At 69.1% G+C, this 21,478-nt stretch carries 18 protein-coding genes; 11 read left to right on the top strand and 7 right to left on the bottom strand.

Going from position 1 to position 21,478, the window contains the following annotated elements; translation table 11 throughout:
* The first annotated feature begins 44 nt into the window (after positions 1 to 44).
* Entirely contained in the window at positions 45 to 977 is a 933-nt protein-coding gene (locus tag D473_RS0101860) for a glycine betaine ABC transporter substrate-binding protein (RefSeq protein WP_026126509.1), read from the top strand.
* 76 nt (positions 978 to 1,053) lie between these two features.
* On the opposite strand, the gene D473_RS0101855 is transcribed toward D473_RS0101860, so the two are convergent.
* Entirely contained in the window at positions 1,054 to 1,674 is a 621-nt protein-coding gene (locus D473_RS0101855; protein ID WP_017607394.1) for a rhomboid family intramembrane serine protease, read from the bottom strand.
* Positions 1,675 to 1,772: 98 nt separating this feature from the next.
* Positions 1,773 to 2,231 carry a hypothetical protein gene (locus D473_RS0101850; RefSeq protein ID WP_193373240.1) on the bottom strand — a complete coding sequence of 153 codons (459 nt, stop codon included), beginning with the start codon at positions 2,229 to 2,231 and terminating at the stop codon, positions 1,773 to 1,775.
* 679 nt (positions 2,232 to 2,910) lie between these two features.
* Here D473_RS0101850 and D473_RS0101845 point away from each other — a divergent pair.
* From D473_RS0101845 to D473_RS0101820, 6 genes are all read left to right on the top strand, one after another.
* Entirely contained in the window at positions 2,911 to 4,611 is a 1,701-nt protein-coding gene (locus tag D473_RS0101845; protein ID WP_026126507.1) for an ABC transporter family substrate-binding protein, read from the top strand.
* A 91-nt stretch (positions 4,612 to 4,702) separates the two neighbouring features.
* Positions 4,703 to 5,713, top strand: coding sequence for an ABC transporter permease (locus D473_RS0101840; protein WP_017607391.1), 1,011 nt, complete (start codon positions 4,703 to 4,705; stop codon positions 5,711 to 5,713).
* Complete coding sequence (locus D473_RS0101835; protein ID WP_017607390.1) at positions 5,706 to 6,626, top strand: ABC transporter permease; 921 nt, start codon at positions 5,706 to 5,708, stop codon at positions 6,624 to 6,626. Before D473_RS0101840 ends, D473_RS0101835 begins: the two co-directional genes overlap by 8 nt.
* Before the next feature lie 11 nt (positions 6,627 to 6,637).
* The gene (locus tag D473_RS0101830) at positions 6,638 to 8,839 is read left to right on the top strand and encodes an ABC transporter ATP-binding protein (protein ID WP_017607389.1); all 2,202 of its coding nucleotides are present in this window, start codon (positions 6,638 to 6,640) and stop codon (positions 8,837 to 8,839) included.
* Between the two features lie 187 nt (positions 8,840 to 9,026).
* Complete coding sequence (gene dacB, locus D473_RS0101825; RefSeq protein ID WP_026126505.1) at positions 9,027 to 10,664, top strand: D-alanyl-D-alanine carboxypeptidase/D-alanyl-D-alanine endopeptidase; 1,638 nt, start codon at positions 9,027 to 9,029, stop codon at positions 10,662 to 10,664.
* A 338-nt stretch (positions 10,665 to 11,002) separates the two neighbouring features.
* Positions 11,003 to 13,003 carry an ABC1 kinase family protein gene (locus D473_RS0101820; RefSeq protein ID WP_017607387.1) on the top strand — a complete coding sequence of 667 codons (2,001 nt, stop codon included), beginning with the start codon at positions 11,003 to 11,005 and terminating at the stop codon, positions 13,001 to 13,003.
* Positions 13,004 to 13,017: 14 nt separating this feature from the next.
* Here D473_RS0101820 and D473_RS0101815 read toward each other — a convergent pair whose 3' ends face one another.
* Entirely contained in the window at positions 13,018 to 14,949 is a 1,932-nt protein-coding gene (locus D473_RS0101815; protein ID WP_017607386.1) for a S9 family peptidase, read from the bottom strand.
* Between the two features lie 229 nt (positions 14,950 to 15,178).
* Here D473_RS0101815 and D473_RS0101810 point away from each other — a divergent pair, with 229 nt between their 5' ends.
* Positions 15,179 to 16,009 (top strand): helix-turn-helix domain-containing protein, encoded by an 831-nt coding sequence (locus D473_RS0101810; protein WP_017607385.1) that lies wholly within the window; start codon positions 15,179 to 15,181, stop codon positions 16,007 to 16,009.
* Here D473_RS0101810 and D473_RS0101805 read toward each other — a convergent pair.
* Together D473_RS0101805 and D473_RS0101800 are read right to left on the bottom strand one after the other, a co-directional pair.
* Positions 15,931 to 16,503: a TetR/AcrR family transcriptional regulator gene (locus tag D473_RS0101805; protein WP_017607384.1), complete on the bottom strand. Its 573-nt coding sequence runs from the start codon at positions 16,501 to 16,503 to the stop codon at positions 15,931 to 15,933. The genes D473_RS0101810 and D473_RS0101805 overlap by 79 nt on opposite strands.
* A 21-nt stretch (positions 16,504 to 16,524) precedes the next feature.
* Positions 16,525 to 16,848 (bottom strand): DMT family transporter, encoded by a 324-nt coding sequence (locus tag D473_RS0101800; RefSeq protein WP_026126504.1) that lies wholly within the window; start codon positions 16,846 to 16,848, stop codon positions 16,525 to 16,527.
* A 309-nt stretch (positions 16,849 to 17,157) separates the two neighbouring features.
* Between D473_RS0101800 and D473_RS0101795 the strand changes: the two genes are divergently transcribed.
* Together D473_RS0101795 and D473_RS0101790 are read left to right on the top strand one after the other, a co-directional pair.
* Positions 17,158 to 18,432 (top strand): L,D-transpeptidase, encoded by a 1,275-nt coding sequence (locus D473_RS0101795; protein ID WP_017607382.1) that lies wholly within the window; start codon positions 17,158 to 17,160, stop codon positions 18,430 to 18,432.
* Between the two features lie 295 nt (positions 18,433 to 18,727).
* The gene (locus tag D473_RS0101790; RefSeq protein ID WP_241474683.1) at positions 18,728 to 19,165 is read left to right on the top strand and encodes a MarR family winged helix-turn-helix transcriptional regulator; all 438 of its coding nucleotides are present in this window, start codon (positions 18,728 to 18,730) and stop codon (positions 19,163 to 19,165) included.
* Between the two features lie 9 nt (positions 19,166 to 19,174).
* Here D473_RS0101790 and D473_RS0101785 read toward each other — a convergent pair whose 3' ends face one another.
* Complete coding sequence (locus tag D473_RS0101785) at positions 19,175 to 19,828, bottom strand: TetR/AcrR family transcriptional regulator (RefSeq protein ID WP_017607380.1); 654 nt, start codon at positions 19,826 to 19,828, stop codon at positions 19,175 to 19,177.
* A gap of 72 nt (positions 19,829 to 19,900) precedes the next feature.
* The gene (locus D473_RS0101780; RefSeq protein WP_241474682.1) at positions 19,901 to 20,779 is read right to left on the bottom strand and encodes a hypothetical protein; all 879 of its coding nucleotides are present in this window, start codon (positions 20,777 to 20,779) and stop codon (positions 19,901 to 19,903) included.
* A 116-nt stretch (positions 20,780 to 20,895) separates the two neighbouring features.
* Between D473_RS0101780 and D473_RS0101775 the strand changes: the two genes are divergently transcribed.
* On the top strand, positions 20,896 to 21,378 hold the full coding sequence (locus D473_RS0101775) for a MarR family winged helix-turn-helix transcriptional regulator (RefSeq protein ID WP_017607378.1): 483 nt from the start codon (positions 20,896 to 20,898) through the stop codon (positions 21,376 to 21,378).
* The last annotated feature ends 100 nt before the right edge of the window (positions 21,379 to 21,478 follow it).

Raw genomic sequence — 21,478 nt, 5'->3', positions numbered from 1 at the left:
GTGAACCCCCCTCACCGAACCCTCCGATGAGAAGGACCTTCACCATGTTCAGCCATGGACGCATGATCGGGCTGGCAGCTGCAGGTATGAGCGGCCTGCTCCTGCTCACCGCGTGTGGCGGCAACAGCCAGGACACCGCCGACGAGAGCCAGGAGACCGTTGAGGACCCTGAGGAGATCGACCTCGCGGTGGTCGCCTGGGAAGAGGCCATCGCGGTCACCGCCATGTGGGAGGTGATCCTGGAGGAGAAGGGTTACGACGTCGACGTCACCGAGATGGAGCCCGCCCCCACCTTCCAGGCTTTGGAGAACGGGGACGTGGACGCCTACCTGGACACCTGGCTCCCCAACACCCACGGAGCGCTCTGGGACGACCACGGGGACGACCTGGAGGAGCTCGCTGTCTGGTACGACAACGCGGTCCTGACGTTGACGGTCCCCGGGTACATGGAGGGAGTCGACGAGATCCCGGACCTGCTCGACCATGCCGGGGCGCTCGGCAACCGCATCGTCGGTATCGATCCGGGCGCCGGTCTGACCCGTGTGACCGAGGAAGAGGCCATGCCTGGCTACGGCCTGGACGAGCGGTTCGATCTGATCACTTCCTCCGATGCCGGGATGCAGGCCGAGCTGGGAGCCGCGATCGCCGCTCAGGAGCCGATCGTGGTGACTCTGTGGCGTCCGCACCCGGCCTACGCCCAGCACGACCTGAGGGACCTCGAGGATCCCCGAGGCCTCATGGGTGAGCCCGAGAGCCTGCACGCGGTGGGCCGCTCCGGTTTTTCCGAGGAGTATCCGGTCCTGTCCGGCTGGATGGAGAACTGGCGGATGAGCGACGAGGAGCTCTCCGAACTCGCGGTCTTCGCCCTCGAGGAATACGAGGACGACCCGCAGGCGGGAGCCCGTGTCTGGTTGGGCGCCAACCCCGGGTTCGTGCAGCGCACCCTGGGCACGGCCGCCGAAGGGCTGGTGTTCTGACCCGGCCCCGCACGCGGACGCGGGCCGCTTCCCGGGCGGGAGGCGGCCCGCGCCGTCGCGCCAGGGGCAGGTCGGTTCAGATGCCGTAGTAGCGCCCTTGGGCGCCGCCCTCCCGGCCGGGGTCGATCTGTGCGCGCCGTGCGTCGCGCCGGGGCAGGGCGTAGGCCGCCCCCAGGCCGCCGATGAACCCGAACAGGTGGGCCTGCCAGGAGACGCCGGGGTACTGGGGCAGCACACCCCAGATCATCGTCCCGTAGAAGAGGATCACGCAGATCATGATGACGATGTCGACGGTCTTGCGTTCGATGACGCCGCGCAGGACCGTGTAGCCGAAGTAGCCGAAGACGAGGCCGCTGGCCCCGACGGTCAGGCTGTGGGGGGTGCTGAACAGCCACACCCCCACGCCGCTCACCAGCGCGATGATGAGTGAGGTGAGCAGGAAACGGCCCAGCCCGCTGAAGGCGACGAGCGATCCCAGGACCAGGAACGGCAGCGAGTTGCCGAGCAGGTGCTCCAGGTTGCCGTGCATGAACGGCGAGGTGAGCACGGTCCAAGGCGAGTCGAGGTCCCAGGCACGCAGGCCGAAGGCACGGTCGAGTTGGCCGAACATCAGGAAGCTGTCGATCAGCTCGAAGACCCACATGGCGGCGAGCATGCCGGCCACGGTCACGATGGCGGTGATTCTGGACTCCTTCACGCCATCGAGGGTAGAACACACGACTCCGGTAGAGCATGCGCATGTGGTGTGTGTGGCGCAATGGGCCAATGTGGCAGGAAAAGCCCGATATGGGTGTTTCAGTCCCGGGTGAGGGAGCGGTTCCGCGGGGGGATTCCGGCGGCGGCCATGAACATCTCGACGCGGCCCGGGTCGGTCATGCCGGTCAGCGGCAGGTAGGAACGTGCGGTGCGCAGGTTGCGCAGCGAGGGGAAACGCATGGGGCGCCCGGTGTTGTCGCACAGGCCGAGGGAGCGGATACGCCCGGGGAGCACGTGGTAGGAACCGATGTCCTCGAGGGGCACGCCGACGCTGTAGCGGCCGAGGGTGTAACGGAACTCGTCCTCGTCGAACTCCAGGACGGGCGATTGGATGCGGTGGCCGTGCACGATCAGGACGGCGCCGAGGAGGCCGAGCAGGAGTCCGAGGACGATGCTCGCCCAGTGCGTCGGGTCGAGGGCGACGGTGAGCACTGCGAGTACGAGCACGGTGTAACCGGACCACAGCTCCACGTGTTTGCGGCCTACAGGGCAGGCCATGCGGACTGTCTCGGGCACGACGCAAACCTCTCTCGGTGGGCGCTGAGCGGGGGTGGCAGCGGGGTGGTCCTGCGCGTCGATCCTAACGGCTCGAGCCGGCCGACATACCTGGTTTCGGTCATCCTCGCAGCTCGATTGCGGACATGCTCTGTGAGTTTTTTTGCGTACTGAATGCCCTTTGTCTGATTTTCGGGCGACTCGGGGATAGATGGGATGATTGAATGGTCGGATCTCTCAGCGGCATGCTCGGCCTGCTGTGGGTCGGTGTGCAAGTGACTCAAGTTAACTTGTGTGCGCTTTGCCCCTTGTGTCCGTTTCTCTCTGTGTCACCATTCGGATTTTCTCCGTGAAGAAATGCATGCGGATAAAGGTAAGCACTGTTTACGCAAGGGTGGCTGGATGCATTTCTCTGTGGTGACCGAATCCAGGTTCCGGCTGTGGCCGTAGCACCGTTGGCCTGGGCAAACACCGTTCTCTTTGCTCTGTCGTGCCTGGGGGCGATGCCGGAGCCCCGATGAGCGCGAACGGGTTGCGGATGTGTCACGAATCCGGCATTGGGGCTATACATACATTTCGCTGAATGGTGTTGTGTGCGACTAATCGCCTAAGTTTGGCGGGGTGTGCAGGAGTGTGCCCTCGCCGCGAGCACGGCTCGTTTCCCGGATCAAAGGTGTCATCAATGCACAAACGCAGGAAAACGTTGGCGTTGGCTGCGGCCGCGACATCAGTGGCGATGGTCGCGGGCGGCTGCGCCGGTGACGGCGGCGACGACGGCGGCGCGGACGAGGCCACGTGGGTGCTCAACAGCCTCCCGGGCGCATGGCAGGCCATCAGTCTCGCCGGCGGCAGCGTCTACGTCGTCCAGATGCTGTCCGGGGTGCTGCCCTACACCGGACAGTGGAGCCCCGAGGGCGAGTACGAACACAACATGGACGTGCTCGCCGAGGAACCCGAACTCATCAACGACGACCCCGACGAGGGCGCGTTCGAATGGCAGTTCACCTTCGCCGATGACGCCGTGTGGAGCGACGGCACCCCGATGAACGGTGAGGACCTGCGTGCCACCTGGATGATGTCGGCCTCCCCCGGTGAGGAGCACTGCAACGGCTGTGACACTCGCGGGGGCATGAGCGCCGACAAGATCGAGGAGATCGAGACCGAGGGCCAGACCGCCACCATCCGTCTCAAGGAAGGGTTGGCCAACCCCGAATGGGAAGAGACCTTCGACGCCCACAGCACCGCCGGCGGTTTCCTTCCTGCGCACCTGGCCGAGGAGAACGGTTGGGACATCGACGACCCCGACGAGCTCGGTGAGTACTACGAGTGGTTGCACGCCACCATGCCCGAGTGGTCGGGCGGCCCTTACCAGATCGTGGAGGGCGACCTGGACAACCAGGTCATCAAGGAGCCCAACCCCGAGTGGTTCGGTGACGAGCCCGGCCTGGACCGCATCACGATGCAGTTCAACGACGACGAGGGCACCTTCTACAACGCCTTCGTCAACGGTGAGATCGACGGTGCCAACCCGGCCGACTACAACGAGGACGTCTTCACCCAGATCGAGGGTGTGGACAATGCCGTCACCGACATCGCCGAGGGCGAGGTCTGGGAACACATCGACTTCAACCTGGGGGTCGAGGCCTTCGATGACGTCGAACTGCGCCGAGCGATCTTCACCGCGATCGACCGCGACGACATCGCCAACCGCAACTTCGGCGCCGGCTATCCCGAGTACGAGCTGAAGAACAACCACGTCTTCGGCAACGACAGCGAATACTTCGTCGACCACTACGAGGGTAGCCCCCAGGGCACAGGCGACATCGAGGAGGCCCAGGAGATCCTCGAGGAGGCCGGGTACGAGCTCGAGGGCGACCAACTCACCCTGGACGGTGAGGAGGTCGGCCCGTTCAGCCTGCGCAGCACCGACTCCGACGTGCGCAACACCTCGGTCCAGCTGATCCAGAACCAGCTCGCCGAGATCGGCATCACCGCCAACATCGACATGACCGACGACCTGGGCGCCATGACCGCCGAGGCCGACTACGACATCGTCCAGTACGGCTGGTCCGGATCCCCCTGGTTCGCTACGAACCCCGAACAGTTCTGGCACTCCGAGAGCGGCAGCAACTTCGGCGGTTACGAGAACGAGGAGGTCGACGAGCTCACCGAGAACGTCACCAACGCCTCCGACATCGACGAGGCCGCGGACTACGCCAACCAGGCCATGGAGGTCCTCGTCCCGGACGCCTACGTCCTGCCGATCATGGCGGAGCCGAACTACTTCTTCGCCGACGAGCGGCTGGAGAACGTGCACGACAACCTGAACTCCAGCTACCGCGCCACCTACAACATCGGTGAGTGGACCCTGGCCGACCAGTAGACCACCGGTCCGTCAGGTTCCACACGGCCCGGTCCAGGAACACCCCCGCCTGGGCCGGGCCGGTCCTCGTCATCCTCGAAGGATCACACCCATGCTCGTTTACACGATGCGGCGGCTCGTGGGCGCGATACCCGTCCTGGTCCTCGCATCCCTCCTCACGTTCGTCATGATCGACGTCTCCGGAGACCCCCTCGCCGAGTTGCGGATGGCGACCCCGGCCCCCTCCGAAGAGGTCATCCAGCAGGAGGCCGAACGCCTCTACCTGGACCACTCGATGCCCGAGCGCTACTGGCTCTGGGTCACCGGGATCGGTGGCGACGGCAACATCGGCCTGCTGCAGGGGGAGTTCGGGCCCTCCACCCAGGGGCAGCAGTACGAGATCGGGCCGGCCATCGCCGAGCGGCTGTGGACCACACTCCGCCTCGTCGGCGTCGCGATGATGCTCGCGCTGGGCCTGGCCATCATCGCCGGCGCCGTCAGCGCCATGCGCCAGTACTCCAAGCTCGACTACACACTGACCTTCGTCGGCTTCCTGTGCCTGGCGATGCCGACCTTCTGGCTCGCCGGGATCGTGCAGGCCTCCGGTGTGGAGTTCAACCAACTCCTCGACGTGCAGCTCTTCAACACCATCGGCGACGGACGCTACAGCGCTGAGGGGGAAGGCCCCTGGCCCCAGTTCGTCAACGCGTTCGCCCACATGGCCCTGCCGACCCTGGTGCTGATGCTGACCAGCTTCGCCTCCTGGAGCCGGTACCAGCGCACGTCGATGCTGGAGGTCCTCAACAGCGACTACGTCCGCCTGGCCCGGGCCAAGGGGCTGCGCAACAAGGTGGTGATCCGCCGCCACGCGCTGCGCACCGCCCTGATCCCGTTGACGACCGTGTTCGCGCTGGGTGTCGCCGGCATCATCGACGGCACGATCCTCACCGAGACGGTCTTCCAGTGGCGGGGTCTCGGTGACTTCTTCATCACCGCCGTGGAGAACAACGACTCCTACGCGCTGATGGGATGGCTGATTCTCAGCGGAGTCATGGTCATCCTGGCCAACCTCATCGCCGACCTGCTGTACGGCGTGCTCGACCCGAGGATCCGCTATGAGTAACGGCACGCCCACCACCACAGCCCGCGCCGGCAGCAAGGCGCAGCGGTCGGCGGCCGACCGCACCCAGCTGCAGACCATCGTCCTGCGGTTCGTCCGGCACCGTCCGGCGATGATCAGCCTGTTCGTGCTGCTCGTCATCGCCGGCTTCGCCTTCCTCGGCCCCTTCTTCTGGACGTGGGACCACAGGGTCTCCTCCGACATCCTCAGCAACCAGCCCCCGGACTCCGCGCACCCGCTCGGCACCTCCTCGGCCGGCCACGACGTGCTCGGCCAGCTCATGCGGGGCGCCCAGCAGACCCTCAAGGTCGCGCTGACCGTCTCGCTGTGCGCCACCGCGTTCGGCTCCCTGTGGGGCGCCACGGCCGGGTACTACGGCGGCCGGACCGACGCGATGATGATGCGGGTCGTGGACGTGTTCCTCATCGTCCCGCCGCTGGTCGCGGTCGCGGCGCTGTCGGGCAACACCGCGGGCGGCACCACCTGGTCCACCATCGCGATCATCATCGCCCTGTTCTCATGGGCGCAGATCGCCCGTGTGGTCCGCGGTGTGGTGCTGTCCCTGCGGGAACAGGAATTCATCGAGGCGGCCAAGGCCTCCGGTGCGTCCGCCCCGTGGATCATCATCCGCCACCTGCTGCCCAACGCGGCGGGGCCGATCATCGTCGCGGCGACCCTGCTCGTGGCGATCGCGATCCTCATGGAGGCGGGCCTGTCCTTCCTCCAGTTCGGGATCCAGCTGCCCGACATCTCGCTCGGCCAGATGATCGGCGAGGCCCGCACGGCGGTATCCACACGACCGTGGACCTTCTATCCGCCGGGTGTGCTGCTGGTGCTGATCTGCCTGACGATCAACTTCATCGGTGACGGCCTGCGGGACGCGCTCGATCCGAAACAGACGATGGTGCGGCGATGACGACTGAGAACATGAGCAACACAGAGACGGACGTGGCCGCCCACGGCGACGCGATCCTGGAGGTCGACGCGCTCGACGTCACCTTCCCCTCCGACGACGGTTCCCTGCCGGCGGTCCGCGAGGTCTCCTACGCACTGCGCCCGGGCGAGGCCCTGGGCATCGTGGGGGAGTCGGGTTCGGGCAAGTCGGTCACCTCGATGGCGATCATGGGTCTGCTGCCCAAGAACGCGCAGGTCGAGGGCTCGGTCCGGCTCATGGGCGAGGAGATCCTCGGCCTGCCGGACAAGGCCATCAGCCAGGTGCGCGGCAAGAAGGTCGCGATGATCTTCCAGGATCCGCTGACCTCCCTCAACCCCGTCTACACGATCGGGTTCCAGATCTCCGAGGCGGTGCTCGCGCACAACGACGTCGGCAAGAAGAAGGCTTGGGAACGGTCGCGGGAACTGCTGGAGGTCGTGGGGATCCCCTCGCCCGACCAGCGGCTGCGGCAGTACCCGCACGAGCTCTCCGGCGGTATGCGCCAGCGTGTGGTGATCGCGATCGCGATGGCCAACGACCCGGACGTCATTATCGCCGACGAGCCCACCACCGCCCTGGACGTGACGGTCCAGGCGCAGGTGCTCGAGGCCCTGCAGTCCGCCCGCAGGGAGACCGGTGCGGCGCTGGTGCTCATCACCCACGACCTGGGTGTGGTCGCCGGCCAGGTCGAACGGGTCGCCGTCATGTACGGCGGGCGCATCGTGGAGTCCGGGCCGGTGGAGGAGGTCTTCTACCGGCCGCGGATGCCCTACGCCCTCGGCCTGCTGGGCTCGCTGCCCCGACTGGACGAGGACCGCGCCGAGCGTCTCAGCCCCATCCGGGGTGCCCCGCCCTCCCTCATGGCCATGCCGCAAGGGTGCGCGTTCGCGCCCCGCTGCCCCATGGCCCGGGACCTCTGCCACACGGAGGAACCGGGGCTGCTGCGCACCCTCGACAACGGCGACCGGGTCCCCCCTCAGCCGGGGGACGCCATCGCCCACGTCGCGGCCTGCCACTTCAGTGACGAGCTGAGTGAAGGGATCCGGCCCGAGAACCTGTTCCGGGACGCGGACGCGGACGCGGGCACCGGGAACGCGGGGCCGGTGGCTGCGCCGTCCGGGGCCGATGCCCCGGCTGCCGAGGCCGCGGGCTCTGAGCGGGCCGAGCGCGGGCCCGTGGGCGAGCCCGAGGTGCTGTTGAAGGCCGAGGACCTGGTCAAGAACTTCCCGATCCGGTCCAAGGGCCTGTTGAAGCGCAAGGTCGGCGACGTCCAGGCGGTCTCCGGGGTCTCCCTGGAACTGCGCGAGCGCGAGACCCTCGCGCTGGTGGGCGAGTCCGGGTGCGGCAAGTCCACGACCGCGCGCCTGCTGCTCAACCTCGTGCGGTTGACCTCGGGCGGGGTCAGTTACATGGGCAAACCGCTGCAAGGGCTGTCCGACAAGCAGATGCGGCCCTTGCGCCGCGACCTGCAGATCGTCTTCCAGGACCCGTTCGCCTCCCTGGACCCGCGGATGACGGTGGCCGACATCATCGCCGAGCCGATGCTGATCCACCGCACCCGCAACGGGGGCGCGAAGAAGCGGGTGAAGGAGCTTCTGGAACTGGTCGGGCTCAACCCCGAGCACGGTTCCCGGTATCCGCACGAGTTCTCCGGCGGGCAGCGCCAACGCATCGGTGTGGCCCGTGCGCTCTCGCTCAACCCGAAGGTGCTGGTGCTGGACGAACCGGTCTCGGCCCTGGACGTGTCGATCCAGGCGGGTGTGATCAACCTGCTGGAGGACCTCCAGGAGGAACTGGGGCTGTCGTACCTGTTCGTCTCGCACGACCTGTCGGTGGTCAAACACATCGCCGACCGGGTCGCGGTGATGTACCTCGGCAAGATCGTGGAGACGGCCACGACCGATCAGCTCTTCGAGGCGCCCGCGCACCCGTACACGCAGGCGCTCATCTCGGCGATCCCGTTGCCGGACCCGGTCAAGGAGCGTACGCGCGAGCGGATCGTGGTCACCGGTGACGTGCCGAGCCCGGCCGACCCGCCGTCCGGGTGCCGCTTCCGGACCCGGTGCCCGAAGTTCGCGCGGGACCTCTCGGAGCCCGAGCGCGAGAAGTGCGTGCAGGAGGTGCCGGGACTGCTGGAGCGCGGTTCGGGCCACCGCGACGCCTGCCACTACTCGGAGGTGGTCGAGCTCCTCTGAGCCGGCGTGGACGCCGGGGCCGGGGCGGGGGTTCTCCCCCGTCCCGGCCCTCGTTCTGCACGGGGCCGAAAACCGATGATCTGACCGAACATTGAGGTCGATATCGGTCCATAACGGCGCGGAAGCGTGGCGCCCGGACGCATCCGGATGTACCTTCGTGGCTTCGTCGGTGACCCGTAGGAGATACATGAGCCACGTTCCGTCACCGGGCCGCGCACGCCGCGCCCCGTCCCGCACCCCCCGCCCCCGACGTGAGCGCACCTGGTTGGCGGCCGCCGTCGCCGCCGTACCCCTCCTCCCCCTGGCCCCGATCGGAGCACCCGCGGCCCACGCCGACGTGTTCCCCGGACCCGGGAACACCGAGCTGGCCGAGAGGATCGACACGATCCTCGACGACCCGGCGCTGGAAGGAGCCGCCTCGGGTGTCCTGGTACAGGACCCCGGGACCGGCGAGGTCCTCTACGAAGGCGGGACCGGCACACAATTGCTGCCCGCCTCCAACATGAAGATGTTCACCGCCGCCGCGGCGCTGGAGTCCCTCGGCCCCGACCACACCTTCGAGACGCGTGTGGTGGCCGAGGACGGAGAGGGAGCCCCCACGACCGTCGGAGACCTGCACCTGGTCGGCGGCGGCGACCCGCTCCTGTCCGACGAGGACCTCGACACCCTCGCCGCCGACGTGGCCGCCTCCGGGGTCGAGGTGGTCGAGGGCGACCTGCTCGCCGACGACAGCCGGTTCGACGAACAGCGCCTCGTCGACGACTGGTGGGAGGAGGACGAACCCTTCGCCTACTCCGCGCAGATCTCCGCGCTCACCGTCGCCCACGGGGACCGTTTCGACACCGGCGTCACCGAGGTCACGGTCGAACCCGCCGCCGAGGGCGACCCCGTCACCGTCGACCTCGGCGCCGCCGACGGATACGCCGGGCTCGACAACAGCGCCGAGACCGGACCGCCCGGCAGCGGGCACACGCTCGAGATCGACCGGCCCACCGGTACCAACACCATCGAAGTCACCGGCTCCCTGCCCGCCGGCGCAGACCCGCTCCAGGAACTGCGCACAGTCGACGAACCCGCAGGCCTGGCTGGCCACCTCTTCGCCGAGGCGCTGGACGAGCACGGGGTCGAGGTACGCGGCGACCTCGAGTACGGGCAACTGCCCGGGGACCGGGACGAGCCGCGCGAACTGGCCGGCCACACCTCTGCCGAGCTGGCCGAGATCCTCGTCCCGTTCATGAAGTTCAGCAACAACGCCCACGCCGAGATGCTCGTCAAGGAGATCGGCCGGGAGGCCGCCGGGAAAGGCACGTGGGAGGACGGGCTCGCCGAGGTGGAGCAGGCCCTCGACGGGATCGGGGTGGACACCGCCGACCTGGTGTTCGACGACGGGTCGGGGCTCTCCCGGAGCAACCTCGTCACCGCCGCGACCGTGGGCGACCTGCTGACCCGGGTCCGGGACACCGACTGGGCCGACGACTTCCGCGACTCCCTGCCCGTGGCCGGTGCGCAGGACCCGTTCGTGGGCGGCACCCTGTCCGGGCGCATGGGAGACAGCGCAGCCGAAGGGGTCCTGACCGCCAAGACCGGGACCCTGAGCGGGGTGAGCGCGCTGTCCGGATACGTTCCCGCACCCGACGGCGGCGAGCTGGTCTTCAGCGTCGTCAACAACGGGTACGAGGGCGGGGCCCCCACCCACGTGCAGGACGCCATCGGCATCGCCGTGGCCGAGCACCTGGGCCACGAGGCCGGCGCCGGTACCTCCCCGCTGCGCGCAGGGGAACCCTCCGGCGGTGAGACGGAGTGCTCCTGGACGGGCACCTGCTGACCGCACGCCCGCGCTGACGCGGGCCCCGCGCCGACCGGGCCCCGGTGACCGAGTGTCCCGGGGCCCGGCCCGTGTCCGCGCGCTCCCATGGAGCGGGGAACATGCCTGGTGACGGCGTGTCCAAGGCACGGGGAGCAGTTGTCCACAGCCCACCCACCAGGGCTGTCGCTCCCCGCCCGAGGCTGGCAGGGTGGAATCGGAGGAAACACCGACCCCTCGCGAGCCGGGCCCGCCCCTGCCGGGGCCCGAGACCCGGTCGACCCTCCGGACCCGTGTGCACCGCATGCCACATCCTCCTGCGCCCCGGACCGGGGCGTGTCACCACCCGGAAGGCGCGTATGGCTCTGCTCGACATCGGCGCGTGGATCGGCCAGCTCCTGTCCGTCCTCGTGTTCGTCCCGATCCTGCTCCTGCTCGGCCTGTTGGCCAGCCGCATGATGGGTGTGCCCTTCAGCCTGCCCCGGCTCCTGTTCTCCGGAATGGTGGGCATGCTCCTGGGCAGCGTCGCCGCGGTGGTGCTCTACTACGGTTCCTTCGAGGCCGCCGGCGAGAGCGGAGACATCTACGAACCCGGGTTCGTGGCCGTGGTGTACGTGGTCATGGCCGCCTTGGCGATGCTGGCCTTCGTCGCCACCGAGCTGGTGCTGCCGCGCGGGACCCGGGTGCGGCCGCTGGCGATGGCCCTGGCCGTCAAGGACTGGGCGGGGCGCGTGCGCCGCTACCGCACCATCACCTGGATCCTGGCCCGGCACGGCCTGTGGGGCTACGTGGGCGGGCGCCGCGACGGCGGGAAGGACGCCTCCACCCAGCGCCGCCTGGCCCGGTCGTTGGCGCGCTCCTTCGAGGAGTCCGGGGTGGTCTTCGTGAAGCTGGGCCAGGCGCTGGCCACCCGCCGGGACCTGTTGCCGCCGGTCTTCGTGGAGGAGCTCGGGCGGCTGCACAACGAGGTCGCGCCGGTCTCCTTCGACGCGGTCCGCACCCGGATCCAGGACGAGCTCGGCCGCCCCCTGGACGAACTCTTCGCCGAGCTCGACCCGACCCCGCTGGCGGCGGCCTCCATCGGCCAGGTGCACGCGGCCCGCCTCCACACGGGGGAGGAGGTCGTGGTCAAGGTGCAGCGGCCCGGGATCGCCCCGGTCGTCCACCGCGACCTCGACATCATCTGCCGCCTGGCCCGCCGTTTCCACGAGCACACCGACTGGGGGCCGGCGATCGGTGTCGTGGACCTGGCCGACGGGTTCGCCGAGGCGCTGCGCGAGGAACTCGACTTCGAGGCGGAAGCCACCAGCATCGCCGCGATGGCCGAGGCGTCGGTGGGCACACCGGTGCGGATCCCGCGGGTGCACGAGGCCTGGACGAGCCGGCGGGTGCTGGTCATGGAGCGGTTCCACGGCACACCCATCGGCGCGGTCGACCCGGCCGACATGGATGGCGACCGCATCGCCCACGAGCTGTTGCAGTGCCTGCTCGACCAGGTCCTGATCAAGGGGATCTTCCACGCCGACCCCCACCCGGGCAACATCTTCCTGCTGGACAGCGGCGAGGTGGGTCTGCTCGACCACGGGTCGGTGGGGCGCCTGGACGGGCACACCCGGGAGGCGCTCCAGCTGATGATGATGGCCATCGACCGGGCCGACGCGGTGCTGCTCACCGACACCCTCCTGGATGTGGCCACCGACGCCGACGGGGTCGACTCCGGACGGTTGCGGCGTTCCCTGGGCCAGTTCATGGTCCGCTACCTCAACACCGGAACCACGGCCCACGCGCGGATGTTCAGCGAGCTGCTGCTGATCGTCACCCGGTTCGGGCTGGCGCTGCCGGGGGAGTTGGCTTCGGTCTTTCGGGCCCTGGCGACGGTGGAGGGCACCCTGGTCCGCCTGTCCCCGGGGTTCGACGCCGTGGGGGAGGCGAAACGGTTCGTGAGCGCGCGGGTGGCCGAGCGTGTCAGCCCCAAGGACCTACGGGACAAGGCGATGGGCGAGGTCATGGCGATGCTGCCGACGCTGCGCCGACTGCCCCGCAGGCTCGACCGCATCACCGACCAGCTCCACCGGGGCCGGTTCACAGTGCAGGTGCGCCCCTTCGCGCACCCCGACGACCGCCGGACCATGCGCGACATCGTGACCCGGATGGTGCTCATGGTGCTGTCGGTGGTGACCGGGCTGATGTCGGTGGGGTTGTTCATCGCCACCGACGGCACACAGACCACGTGGGCGGAGATGTCGATCCAGGCGCAGGTGTTGGAGGTGGCCGCGTGGGTGCTGTTGGGTTCGGCGGGACTGATGATGCTGCGGTTGTTGGTGGGCGTGGCCCGCGACAACACCGATCGAAGACGCTGAGGGGACCGGTACGGTCACGGACCGCTGGTGTCGGACCCGTCCGCGCCGCCCAGGTGCTCGGCGAAGTGCTTTTCGATCGCGCGTTGGAGGCGGATCTCGTTCTCAGGGTTGGAGAAACCGTGTCCCTCGTCGTCGGCGACGAGGTATTCGACCGGGACCCCGCGGTCGCGCAGCGAGGCGACGATGCGGTCGGACTCGGCACGCATGACGCGGGCGTCGTTGGCGCCATGGGCGATCAGCAACGGCGTGGTGATGTCGTCGACCCGGGAGATCGGCGACCGCGCCAGCATGTCGGCCTCTTGGGCGGGGTCCTCGGGATCGCCCACGTACGCGAACCAGTTGTTCATCATGTACGGGCGGCTGAACGGGGGCAGGTGGCGCATGAAACTCGCCAGATCCGCGATACCGACGAAGTCGACGGCGGCGGCGAAACGGTCCGGTGTGGTCGTGACGCCGGCCAGGGTCGCATAGCCCCCGTAGGAGGCGCCCATGATGCCGATCCGGTGCGGGTCGGCGATGCCCTGATCGATCGCCCATGAGACCGCGTCGAGCAGGTCGTCCTGCATCGCGCCGGCGAACTCGCCGATCCCGGCGACGGTGTGTCGGCGCCCATACCCCGTGGAGCCCCGGAAGTTCACCTGCAGCACCGCGTAGCCGCGGTTGGCCAGGAACTGCGCCTGCGGGCTGTAGTTCCAGGTGTCGTGCATCCACGGCCCGCCGTGCACGACCAGCACGAGCGGCAGCATCTTCGGGGCGATACCGACGGGAAGGGTGAGGAACCCGTGCAGCGGCAGCCCGTCGCGCGCTGTGAACTCGACCGCCTCCATCGGCGCGAGATCCGCCGGGTCCAGGTGCGGCAAGGACCGGAACAGCCGACGGCTCCGGCCGGTGGCGTGGTCGTAGAACCACGCGACGGCGGGGTCCCGGTCATGGACGAAGGTGGCGATCCACCGCTGTCCCGAGTCGTCGGACGACAGCGTGCCCAGGATCCCGTCGGAAAGGGCCGACAGCTCCGCGTGGACCTCGGCGAAGTGCTCGTCGAGCACCTCGATGTGCGGGCGCCGCCCCACGAACCGGGCGGCGAGGATCTCGCCGGTGCGGTGGTGGGTGAACACGGTCGGCGGCAGCACGCCCGGGACCATACAGCCTATGATGTCAAGGCTCCGGCCCTCCTGCGCGGCGATGACGCTCGTCGAACCGGTCTCGCGATCGATGCGTACCAGCTGCAGGTCGTCCGAGTCGAGGTAGGCGCCGACGACGAGTCCCGTGCCGTCCGGGGTCACCAACTGCGGTTGGACCTCCAACGGGTAATCGGCTCCACCCATCCGCGTCAGTAGCCTGTGCTCTCCCGACACTGGATCGATGGCCGAGAACTCGATCGTGCCGTCCCCGGTGAGGCGGGAGGAGAACGCCGGTTCGCCGTCGTGGTCCAGCAGCACGCCCGCCGCGGGCTCCGACTGCTCGTGGTGCAGCGTCGTCTCGCCCGTGGCCACGTCGATCCGGAACACGTCGAGAGCCATCGGCCGTTCGTTCATCGTCACGAGCACGTTCCCTGGATGGGAAGGGAGCGGCTCGGCGACGAACACCCGGGAGCCCGGAGGCAGCGGGGTGAGGTCGAGGGCCGGAACGTTCGGGGCCTCGAGGTCCACCCGGTACAGATGCCACTCCTCGTTGCCGTCGGTGTCCTGCAGGTACACCAGCCATCGCGGGTCGTCGACCCAGAAGTACGTCGTGATGCCTCGCCGGGTCTCATGGGTGACGCAGCGGGCCTCCTCGTGGTCCTCGTCGAGCCCGCGCACCCAGATGTTGCGCCGCCCGTTCGCCGGTGCGAGATAGGCCACGCGCGTCCCGTCCGGTGAGATCGTCGGGTTGGAGAAGGCGGGATCGGCGAAGAATTCCTCGGCCTCGATACGTCGGGGCCGGGATCCGTGGTCCGCGATGGTCATGAGCATGCTCCTTCGGGGCGTCGGGGAGGACGGTGAGTGCCACGACGAGGTCGGTGGCTCTGAGCACGTCCCGGACACCGGTATCCCAAACGATGCCCTTGGGGCACGGTCAAGCTCCCACCCGCACCGCGTACGCCGGACTCATGACCGCGTCGGCGGATCGCCCCGTTCCCGTTCCGACCCGGCTCGTGGAGAATGGGGCCATGCCGAGCAGACCTGCCTTCCTCTGATGGCCTGGAGTACCCGTGAACTCGCCGACCTCGCGGGCACGAGCATCAAGGCCATCCGCCACTACCACGCCATCGACCTGCTCGAGGAGCCGGAACGGGCCTCGAACGGCTACAAGCTCTACGACACACGCCACCTCGTGGGGCTCCTCCGGATCAGACGACTGCGGAAGCTCGGTATGTCGCTGGCGCAGATCGCCGCGACGGACGGATCGGGCGACGGTTTCGCCGACACGGTGCGCGCACTCGATTCGGAGCTGGCCGCCTCGATCGAGCGGCAGCAGGCCATCCGTGCCGAGCTCGCGGACCTCCTGCACCACCACGCATCGGCGGACGTACCGCCTGGGTTCGAGGCCGTGGCACCGAGCCTGTCCGACGCTGATCGGGCGATGATCATGGTCTCGTCCCAGCTCTTCGGCGACGAGGTCCTCCAGGACATGCGGGGCATGTCCGCGAGCCATCAGGAGGTCGATGCCGACTTCAACGGCCTTCCCCCGGATGCCGACGACGTCACCGTGTGCGACCTCGCGGAGCGCCTCGCGCCCGTCCTCCGCTCCATTCGCGAGGCCTACCCTTCCGCCGGCGACCCGGGCCCCTTCGCCCTCGGCGGGGAGCGGGATGCCATGGCCACCGTGGGTCGGGCCCTGTCGGACCTCTACAACCCGGCGCAGCTCGCGGTGCTGCGGCACGCGCACCGCATCCTGGCGGACGTGCACGGGACCCGGTGGCGGACCGGTGACGCCGACCGTCGAGGTCACTCGTCGGGGCGGTCGAGCAGGAGTCGCAGCACCCGGTGGACCTCCTCGGGTCCGGGCGCGTACGCGCCCGAGTAGGCCCCGCGCAGGAACATCCCCTCGATGGCGTTGGCGACGCCGATGCGCCGGACGGGGGCGGTGGTGTACGGGGCGAGGAAGGCGTCGAGCGTGGCTGACCAGCGTTCGATCTCCGGGCGCATGGCCGGGCGTCGGGCGGCCATGAGGAAGAGCTCGCACTCGGCGACCAGGTGGGCGCGGGCTTCCTCGTCGGCGGGGGCGATGATGCGGGCCAGGGCGGCGAGCCCTTCGTCACCGGTGCCCAGGCCGCCCACCAACTCGACGTAGGAGTCGTTGACCCTGGTCAGGGTGGCCACGAGCAGGTCGTCGACGGAGTCGTAGTAGTAGGTGACCGAGCTGGGCGGGACCCCGGCCTCGGCGGCGACGCGGCGTTGGCTCACCGAGCCGGCCCCGTCGCGTTCGATGACGCGCATGGTCGCTTCCACCAGTAGTCGGCGGCGTTGTTCGCCCTTGCGCCGGCGGCCGTCCTGGATGTGCTCGGGGTCGGTGTCCACGTGTTTCTCCTCTCCGGGGCCTCAGTGCTGTCCGCCCATTTCCAGGGCCATCACCCCGGCGATGACGAGGGCGATGCCGCCGGTCTGCACCCATGTGAGCGACTCGCCGAGGAACAGGACCCCGATGGTGGCGACGAGGGCCACGCCCAGGGCCGCCCACAAACCGTAGGCGACACCGAGGTCCATGCCCCTGACGAGCGACTGGGAGAGGAGGAAGAACGCGGTGGCGTATCCGGCGACGACGAAGATCGAGGGCAGCAGCTTGGTGAAGCCCTCGGAGAACTTGAGGGAGGTGGTGGCGAACACCTCTGCGGCGATCGCACCCACCAGGAAGATCCATTGCACGAGGAGCTCCTTCCGAAACATCCTGAGCGATCGCTCAGCTTTCTGGGAAAACTTGTTCAAACGATCAATATTCTACGACCTGGAGGGGAGCGGACACAACGCGTGCAACGGGGTCACTTCCGCCACATACCCTGGGATCCTGACATGTACCCCCAGTACCCCCAGGGTGTATCGTCAGCGGTTCCGGGGTCTGGACCCGCAGGATCGTCGGTAACTGCTCGATACCGATACGAATGAGGTCCGAACCTTTTCCGCTCTCGTGCGTCCAACACTGGGACACGGCGTCGAGAAATTCATGGAGGTCCAGACGTGACGGGGAAGACCTACGCGGCCCGCCCGCGCCGGTTCGGTGTCGTGCTGGCATCGCTGGCGCTGATGGCCACCGCCTGCACTTCCGGAGACGCCGAGACACAGAGCACCGAGGAAGCCGCCCCCGCCGAGCTCGCCATCGCCCCCGGTGACGGTGAGGAGACCCTCCCGCCCAACTCCCCGGTCACCGTCGCCGCAGACGGAGGCACCATCACCGGCGTCCAGCTCGAGCAGTCCGTCGGTGATGAGGGCGAGGAGGAGGACTCCCTCTACGACATGAGCGGCACTCTCAACGAGGACGACACCGAGTGGGTCAGCGACTGGAACCTGCGTCCCGGCGCCGAGGTCCTGGTCACCGCCACCGCCGAGAACGAGGCCGGTGAGGAGAGCGAGCTCGTCCACGAGTTCACCACCGAGGACGCCCCTGAGGGCCAGCGCCTCGGCTTGGCCTCCAACTTCCCGAACTCCGGTGACACCGTCGGCGTGGGCATGCCCGTCGTCATCAACTTCGACCGTCCCGTGACCAACAAGGTCGAGGTCGAGAACTCCATGGAGGTGCAGTCCGAGGAGGAGATCGAGGGCGCCTGGAACTGGGTCGACGACCAGATGGCCGTCTTCCGCCCCCAGGAGTACTGGGAGCCCCACCAGCAGGTGAGCGTCGACCTCAACCTCGCCGGTGTCGAATCCTCCGAGGGTGTCTACGGCCACCGCAACTACGCGATCGACTTCGAGGTCGGCCGTGAGCTCATCGCCACGATGCACGTGCCCGACCACGAGATGGAGGTCGAGGTCGATGGCGAGCACGAGCGCACCATCGATGTGAGCAACGGCGCCGCCAACCGCGACTTCGACACCACCACCAGCGGGACCCACGTCCTCATGGAGCGCCACGAAAGCCTCACGATGGACTCCGCCACCCTCGGCATCGAGAAGGGCGACCCCGGCTACTACCGCCTCGACGTCCAGTACGCCGTCCGCACCTCCAACAGCGGCGAGTTCGTCCACGAGATGTCCGCCAACGGCAACATCGGCTCGGCCAACACCTCCAACGGCTGCACCAACCTGCGCATGGACGACGCCCGGTGGTTCTTCGAGAACACGCTGATGGGCGACGTCCTCGACACCACAGGTACCGAACGCGAGTTCGAGTGGAACAACGGTTGGGGTTACTGGCAGAAGTCGTGGGAGGAATGGCTCGAGGCCAGTGAGACCGAGGAACCGCAGGTGACCGATGGTTCGGGCACCCCCGGCCCGGTCCACGGCGAGGGCCTCTGAGGAACCCCTGACCCTGACGCCGGCGGGGGCCACAGAACTTCGGTTCCGTGGCCCCCGCCGCCGTGTGCGCGGCGTTCGCCGGAGTGGCGAACAGGCCGGGGCCGGGCCAGTTCGTGGCTGTGGCCCGGCCCCGGTCCTCGAACACCGGTCCTCCCGTACTCGGGCGGTGGCCCAGGCCCCGATCGTGCACTGTGTGACCTCGGTGCGCTCGCCGGCGCCGGGGATGCTACATTCGCCTCCGAACGAAAGCTTCCCGAATGGTCAGGGTCCGGGCAAGGGACGAAACACGGGGACAATGAGTCGACACACCATGACGAGCGGCCTCGATGCGCTCTTCCTCCGCAGGATGGCCGCCCGCCTCGATCGCGGGGTCGCCGCGGCCGTACGCGAACACGGTCTCACCGTCGACCAATGGCGGATGCTCGACCTGGTGGCCGACGCCGGACCCCTGCCGATGGCCGCTCTGTGCGAGGAACTGAGCCTGGCCGGGGCCACCGCCACCCGCGTCGCCGACCGGCTGGTGGCCGAGGCACTGGCGTCCCGCTCCATCGACGGCACCGACCGCCGGCGTGTGGTCCTGCGAGGTTCCGAACGCGGTCTCGAACTGCGCGAGAAGCTCTCCGCCGAGGTCGAACAGGCACAGACGCAGCAGCTCGACACTCTCGGCGAGACCGACCGCGGGCGTCTGGTGCGCATGTTCGGTTCGGTCGCCGAACAGGTCGGCACGGCCTGAGCCGAGGGGTCAGCCCTCCGTGCCCGAGCGTGTGGCCCGTGTCGACAGCCGGGCCACGACCGCGTCGACGACCAGATTGGTCACGGCCGCCATGTCCACCGCTTCCGGCTCCAGCAGCCATTGCACCTGGAGCCCGTCCATGGCGGCGATGACCGCGGCCGCCGCGTCGTGCGCCGGGGTGTGCCCGTGCGGACCGGGGACCGATGCCTTCTCCCGCTGCTCGGGCTCGAGGCGTTCCAGGACGGCTGCGGCGATCTCGCGCCGCAGCACCGTGTACCGGTTCCGGAACCACCCCTGTGCCGGATGCCGGTCGGTCGCGCTCTCTGCGGAGAGCACCGCGTAGAGCTGTGTGGTGCCAGGGGCGGCGGCGTTGCGTTCGGCGGTGGTGACCAGGTGGCGGAGCAGGCCCGCGCCCTCGGGTGCGGGGGACCTGGCGTCGCGCAGCTCCAACACGGCGGTGAGCAGACCGGTCTTGGAACCGAAGTGGTGCAGTACCCCCGCAGGCGTGATGTCCAACATCGCGGCGATGTCGGCCAGGGACGTGTTGTGGAACCCCTGCGCGGCGAAGGCCTCGGCTGCGGTGTACAGGATCTGCTCGCGCCGGTTGACGCGCTTGCGCGGTCCGGGGGCGCCGGGTTCCCGGGTCGGGGTCGTCTCGCTCAACGGAGGCCTCCACTTTTGCGTGCGGGCCTCTGACTGGGGTGCGGCCCGCCCCGTACCACCGTATCCGCGGGGTCAGCCGCGGTGGAGGCTGCAAGAGGACGGGCAGACGATGCTTAGGACCCAGCTCCCGCCCAGTTCCTCCGGCGGCGGGGAAGCGTGCTCCTCGGACGTGGGTGCGGAGGCCACTGCGGGTTCGGCCGAGGCCGGGCCGGCCCAGGACGGGCCCGGAGTGATGAGCGGGGTCGTGGCCAGGAGCGCGGCCAGCAGCGGGGCCGGGACCGGGTGGGCCGCACGCGGGGTCGGACCTGCCTGCACGGGAGGCAAGGGTGTGTGCAGCACCACCGTCGTCCACGGGGCCACCGCCAGAACCCACAGCAGTCCGAGACCGAGATCGGCCTGCGCCGCGGGCACGGCCGGGACCAGGGGCACGAGACCGGCCAGGGCGAGCCCCACACCCTGGAACACGGGAACACGGGGCGGCCGCAGCAGCAGGGCCGCAGCCACGGCGAGCACCGCCCACACGGCGGTCACCCACGGCGCGGCCAGGTTCGCGGCGGCCCACAGTCCCAGGGCGGTCAGGGCGGCCACGGCCGCGAGCACACACGCGGTCAGCGGTGCACGCCGGAACCCGGTGCGCCAGGCCCGGCCGAGGTCGGGCCCCTGCCCACGCGCGGCGTCGTCGGCCACCCGCACGGCGGAGCCCACGGCGGTCGGCGCCCCGACCAGTGCCGCCACGAGTCCGGCGCCGGCGAACACTCGGGTGAGCAGCGGCAGCGAGGGCCACACGACCGCCTGCCCGCTGGTGATGGCGCCGTGCGCGCTCAGGGCGGCGGCCGTGAGCGCTCCCAGCAACAAGGCGGGGAGCAGCGGCATGAGCAGGGCCGTCAACAGCGCCCGGTAATGCCGCCACGTGGTGCGTGCGGCCCGTCCGGCCGCTTCCCGTACGCCCACCGTGATCCCTCCCGAAAAGCCCGTGCCGTAGGNCGCCCGCCGGTAGCGTTGCATCGCGCCCGGGCCCGGGTTCCGGGGGGGGGCCGTGCACAGCAGGACGTGAGGGAGCGGTCCGGATGTCCGACACTCGGTGGCTCGACGAGAGTGAGCAGTGGAGCTGGCGCAACTTCCTGACGGCGGCGCATCTGTTGGACGCCCAGCTGGATCGGCAGCTGCGCCGGGACTCGGGGCTCTCGCACTCGGCCTACTCCACGCTCGCGGCGCTGTCGGAGGCGCCCGAGCACGCGATGACGATGAGCGCCCTGGCCGCCTATCTGCGCGCGTCCCAGAGCCGGATGTCGCACTCGGTCTCCGGTCTGGAACGCGAGGCCCTGGTCCGCCGCTTCAAACGTTCGGGTGACCGCCGCACCACCGTCGTCCAGCTCACCGATCACGGGCTCGGGACCCTCGGGGCCGCGGCCCCCGGGCACGTGGAGGAGGTCCGCCGGGTCCTCTTCGACGCCCTGACCTCTGAGCAGATGCGTCAGCTCGACGGGATCAGCGCGGCGTTGCTGGCCGCCCTCGATCCCGAGGACGTCGAACCCCGGTACACACGCTGACTGGGTGTGGTGCGCCACTACGGAACGTGCCCCGATCTGCCGGGGCCGCCCGGTAGCATGTAGTTTCCTGGGAAAAGGTTGCGCCCTCAAGCTTCGGGGG

Origin of the sequence: Nocardiopsis xinjiangensis YIM 90004 (genome assembly GCF_000341145.1) — a bacterium.
In the GTDB taxonomy this organism is placed as follows: domain Bacteria; phylum Actinomycetota; class Actinomycetes; order Streptosporangiales; family Streptosporangiaceae; genus Nocardiopsis; species Nocardiopsis xinjiangensis.
Note: the sequence above shows the minus strand (reverse complement) of the source record. Positions and strands in the feature narration are given on the sequence as shown.

What these genes read in the sequence shown, in the direction of transcription:
- D473_RS0101860 (WP_026126509.1), top strand. Translation starts at nt 45, where the DNA reads ATGTTCAGCCATGGACGCATGATCGGGCTGGCAGCTGCAGGTATGAGC.
- D473_RS0101850 (WP_193373240.1), bottom strand. Translation starts at nt 2,231, where the DNA reads ATGGCCTGCCCTGTAGGCCGCAAACACGTGGAGCTGTGGTCCGGTTAC.
- D473_RS0101835 (WP_017607390.1), top strand. Translation starts at nt 5,706, where the DNA reads ATGAGTAACGGCACGCCCACCACCACAGCCCGCGCCGGCAGCAAGGCG.
- D473_RS0101845 (WP_026126507.1), top strand. Translation starts at nt 2,911, where the DNA reads ATGCACAAACGCAGGAAAACGTTGGCGTTGGCTGCGGCCGCGACATCA.
- D473_RS0101830 (WP_017607389.1), top strand. Translation starts at nt 6,638, where the DNA reads ATGAGCAACACAGAGACGGACGTGGCCGCCCACGGCGACGCGATCCTG.
- D473_RS0101815 (WP_017607386.1), bottom strand. Translation starts at nt 14,949, where the DNA reads ATGACCATCGCGGACCACGGATCCCGGCCCCGACGTATCGAGGCCGAG.
- D473_RS0101790 (WP_241474683.1), top strand. Translation starts at nt 18,728, where the DNA reads ATGAGTCGACACACCATGACGAGCGGCCTCGATGCGCTCTTCCTCCGC.
- dacB (WP_026126505.1), top strand. Translation starts at nt 9,027, where the DNA reads ATGAGCCACGTTCCGTCACCGGGCCGCGCACGCCGCGCCCCGTCCCGC.
- D473_RS0101840 (WP_017607391.1), top strand. Translation starts at nt 4,703, where the DNA reads ATGCTCGTTTACACGATGCGGCGGCTCGTGGGCGCGATACCCGTCCTG.
- D473_RS0101810 (WP_017607385.1), top strand. Translation starts at nt 15,179, where the DNA reads ATGGCCTGGAGTACCCGTGAACTCGCCGACCTCGCGGGCACGAGCATC.
- D473_RS0101775 (WP_017607378.1), top strand. Translation starts at nt 20,896, where the DNA reads ATGTCCGACACTCGGTGGCTCGACGAGAGTGAGCAGTGGAGCTGGCGC.
- D473_RS0101820 (WP_017607387.1), top strand. Translation starts at nt 11,003, where the DNA reads ATGGCTCTGCTCGACATCGGCGCGTGGATCGGCCAGCTCCTGTCCGTC.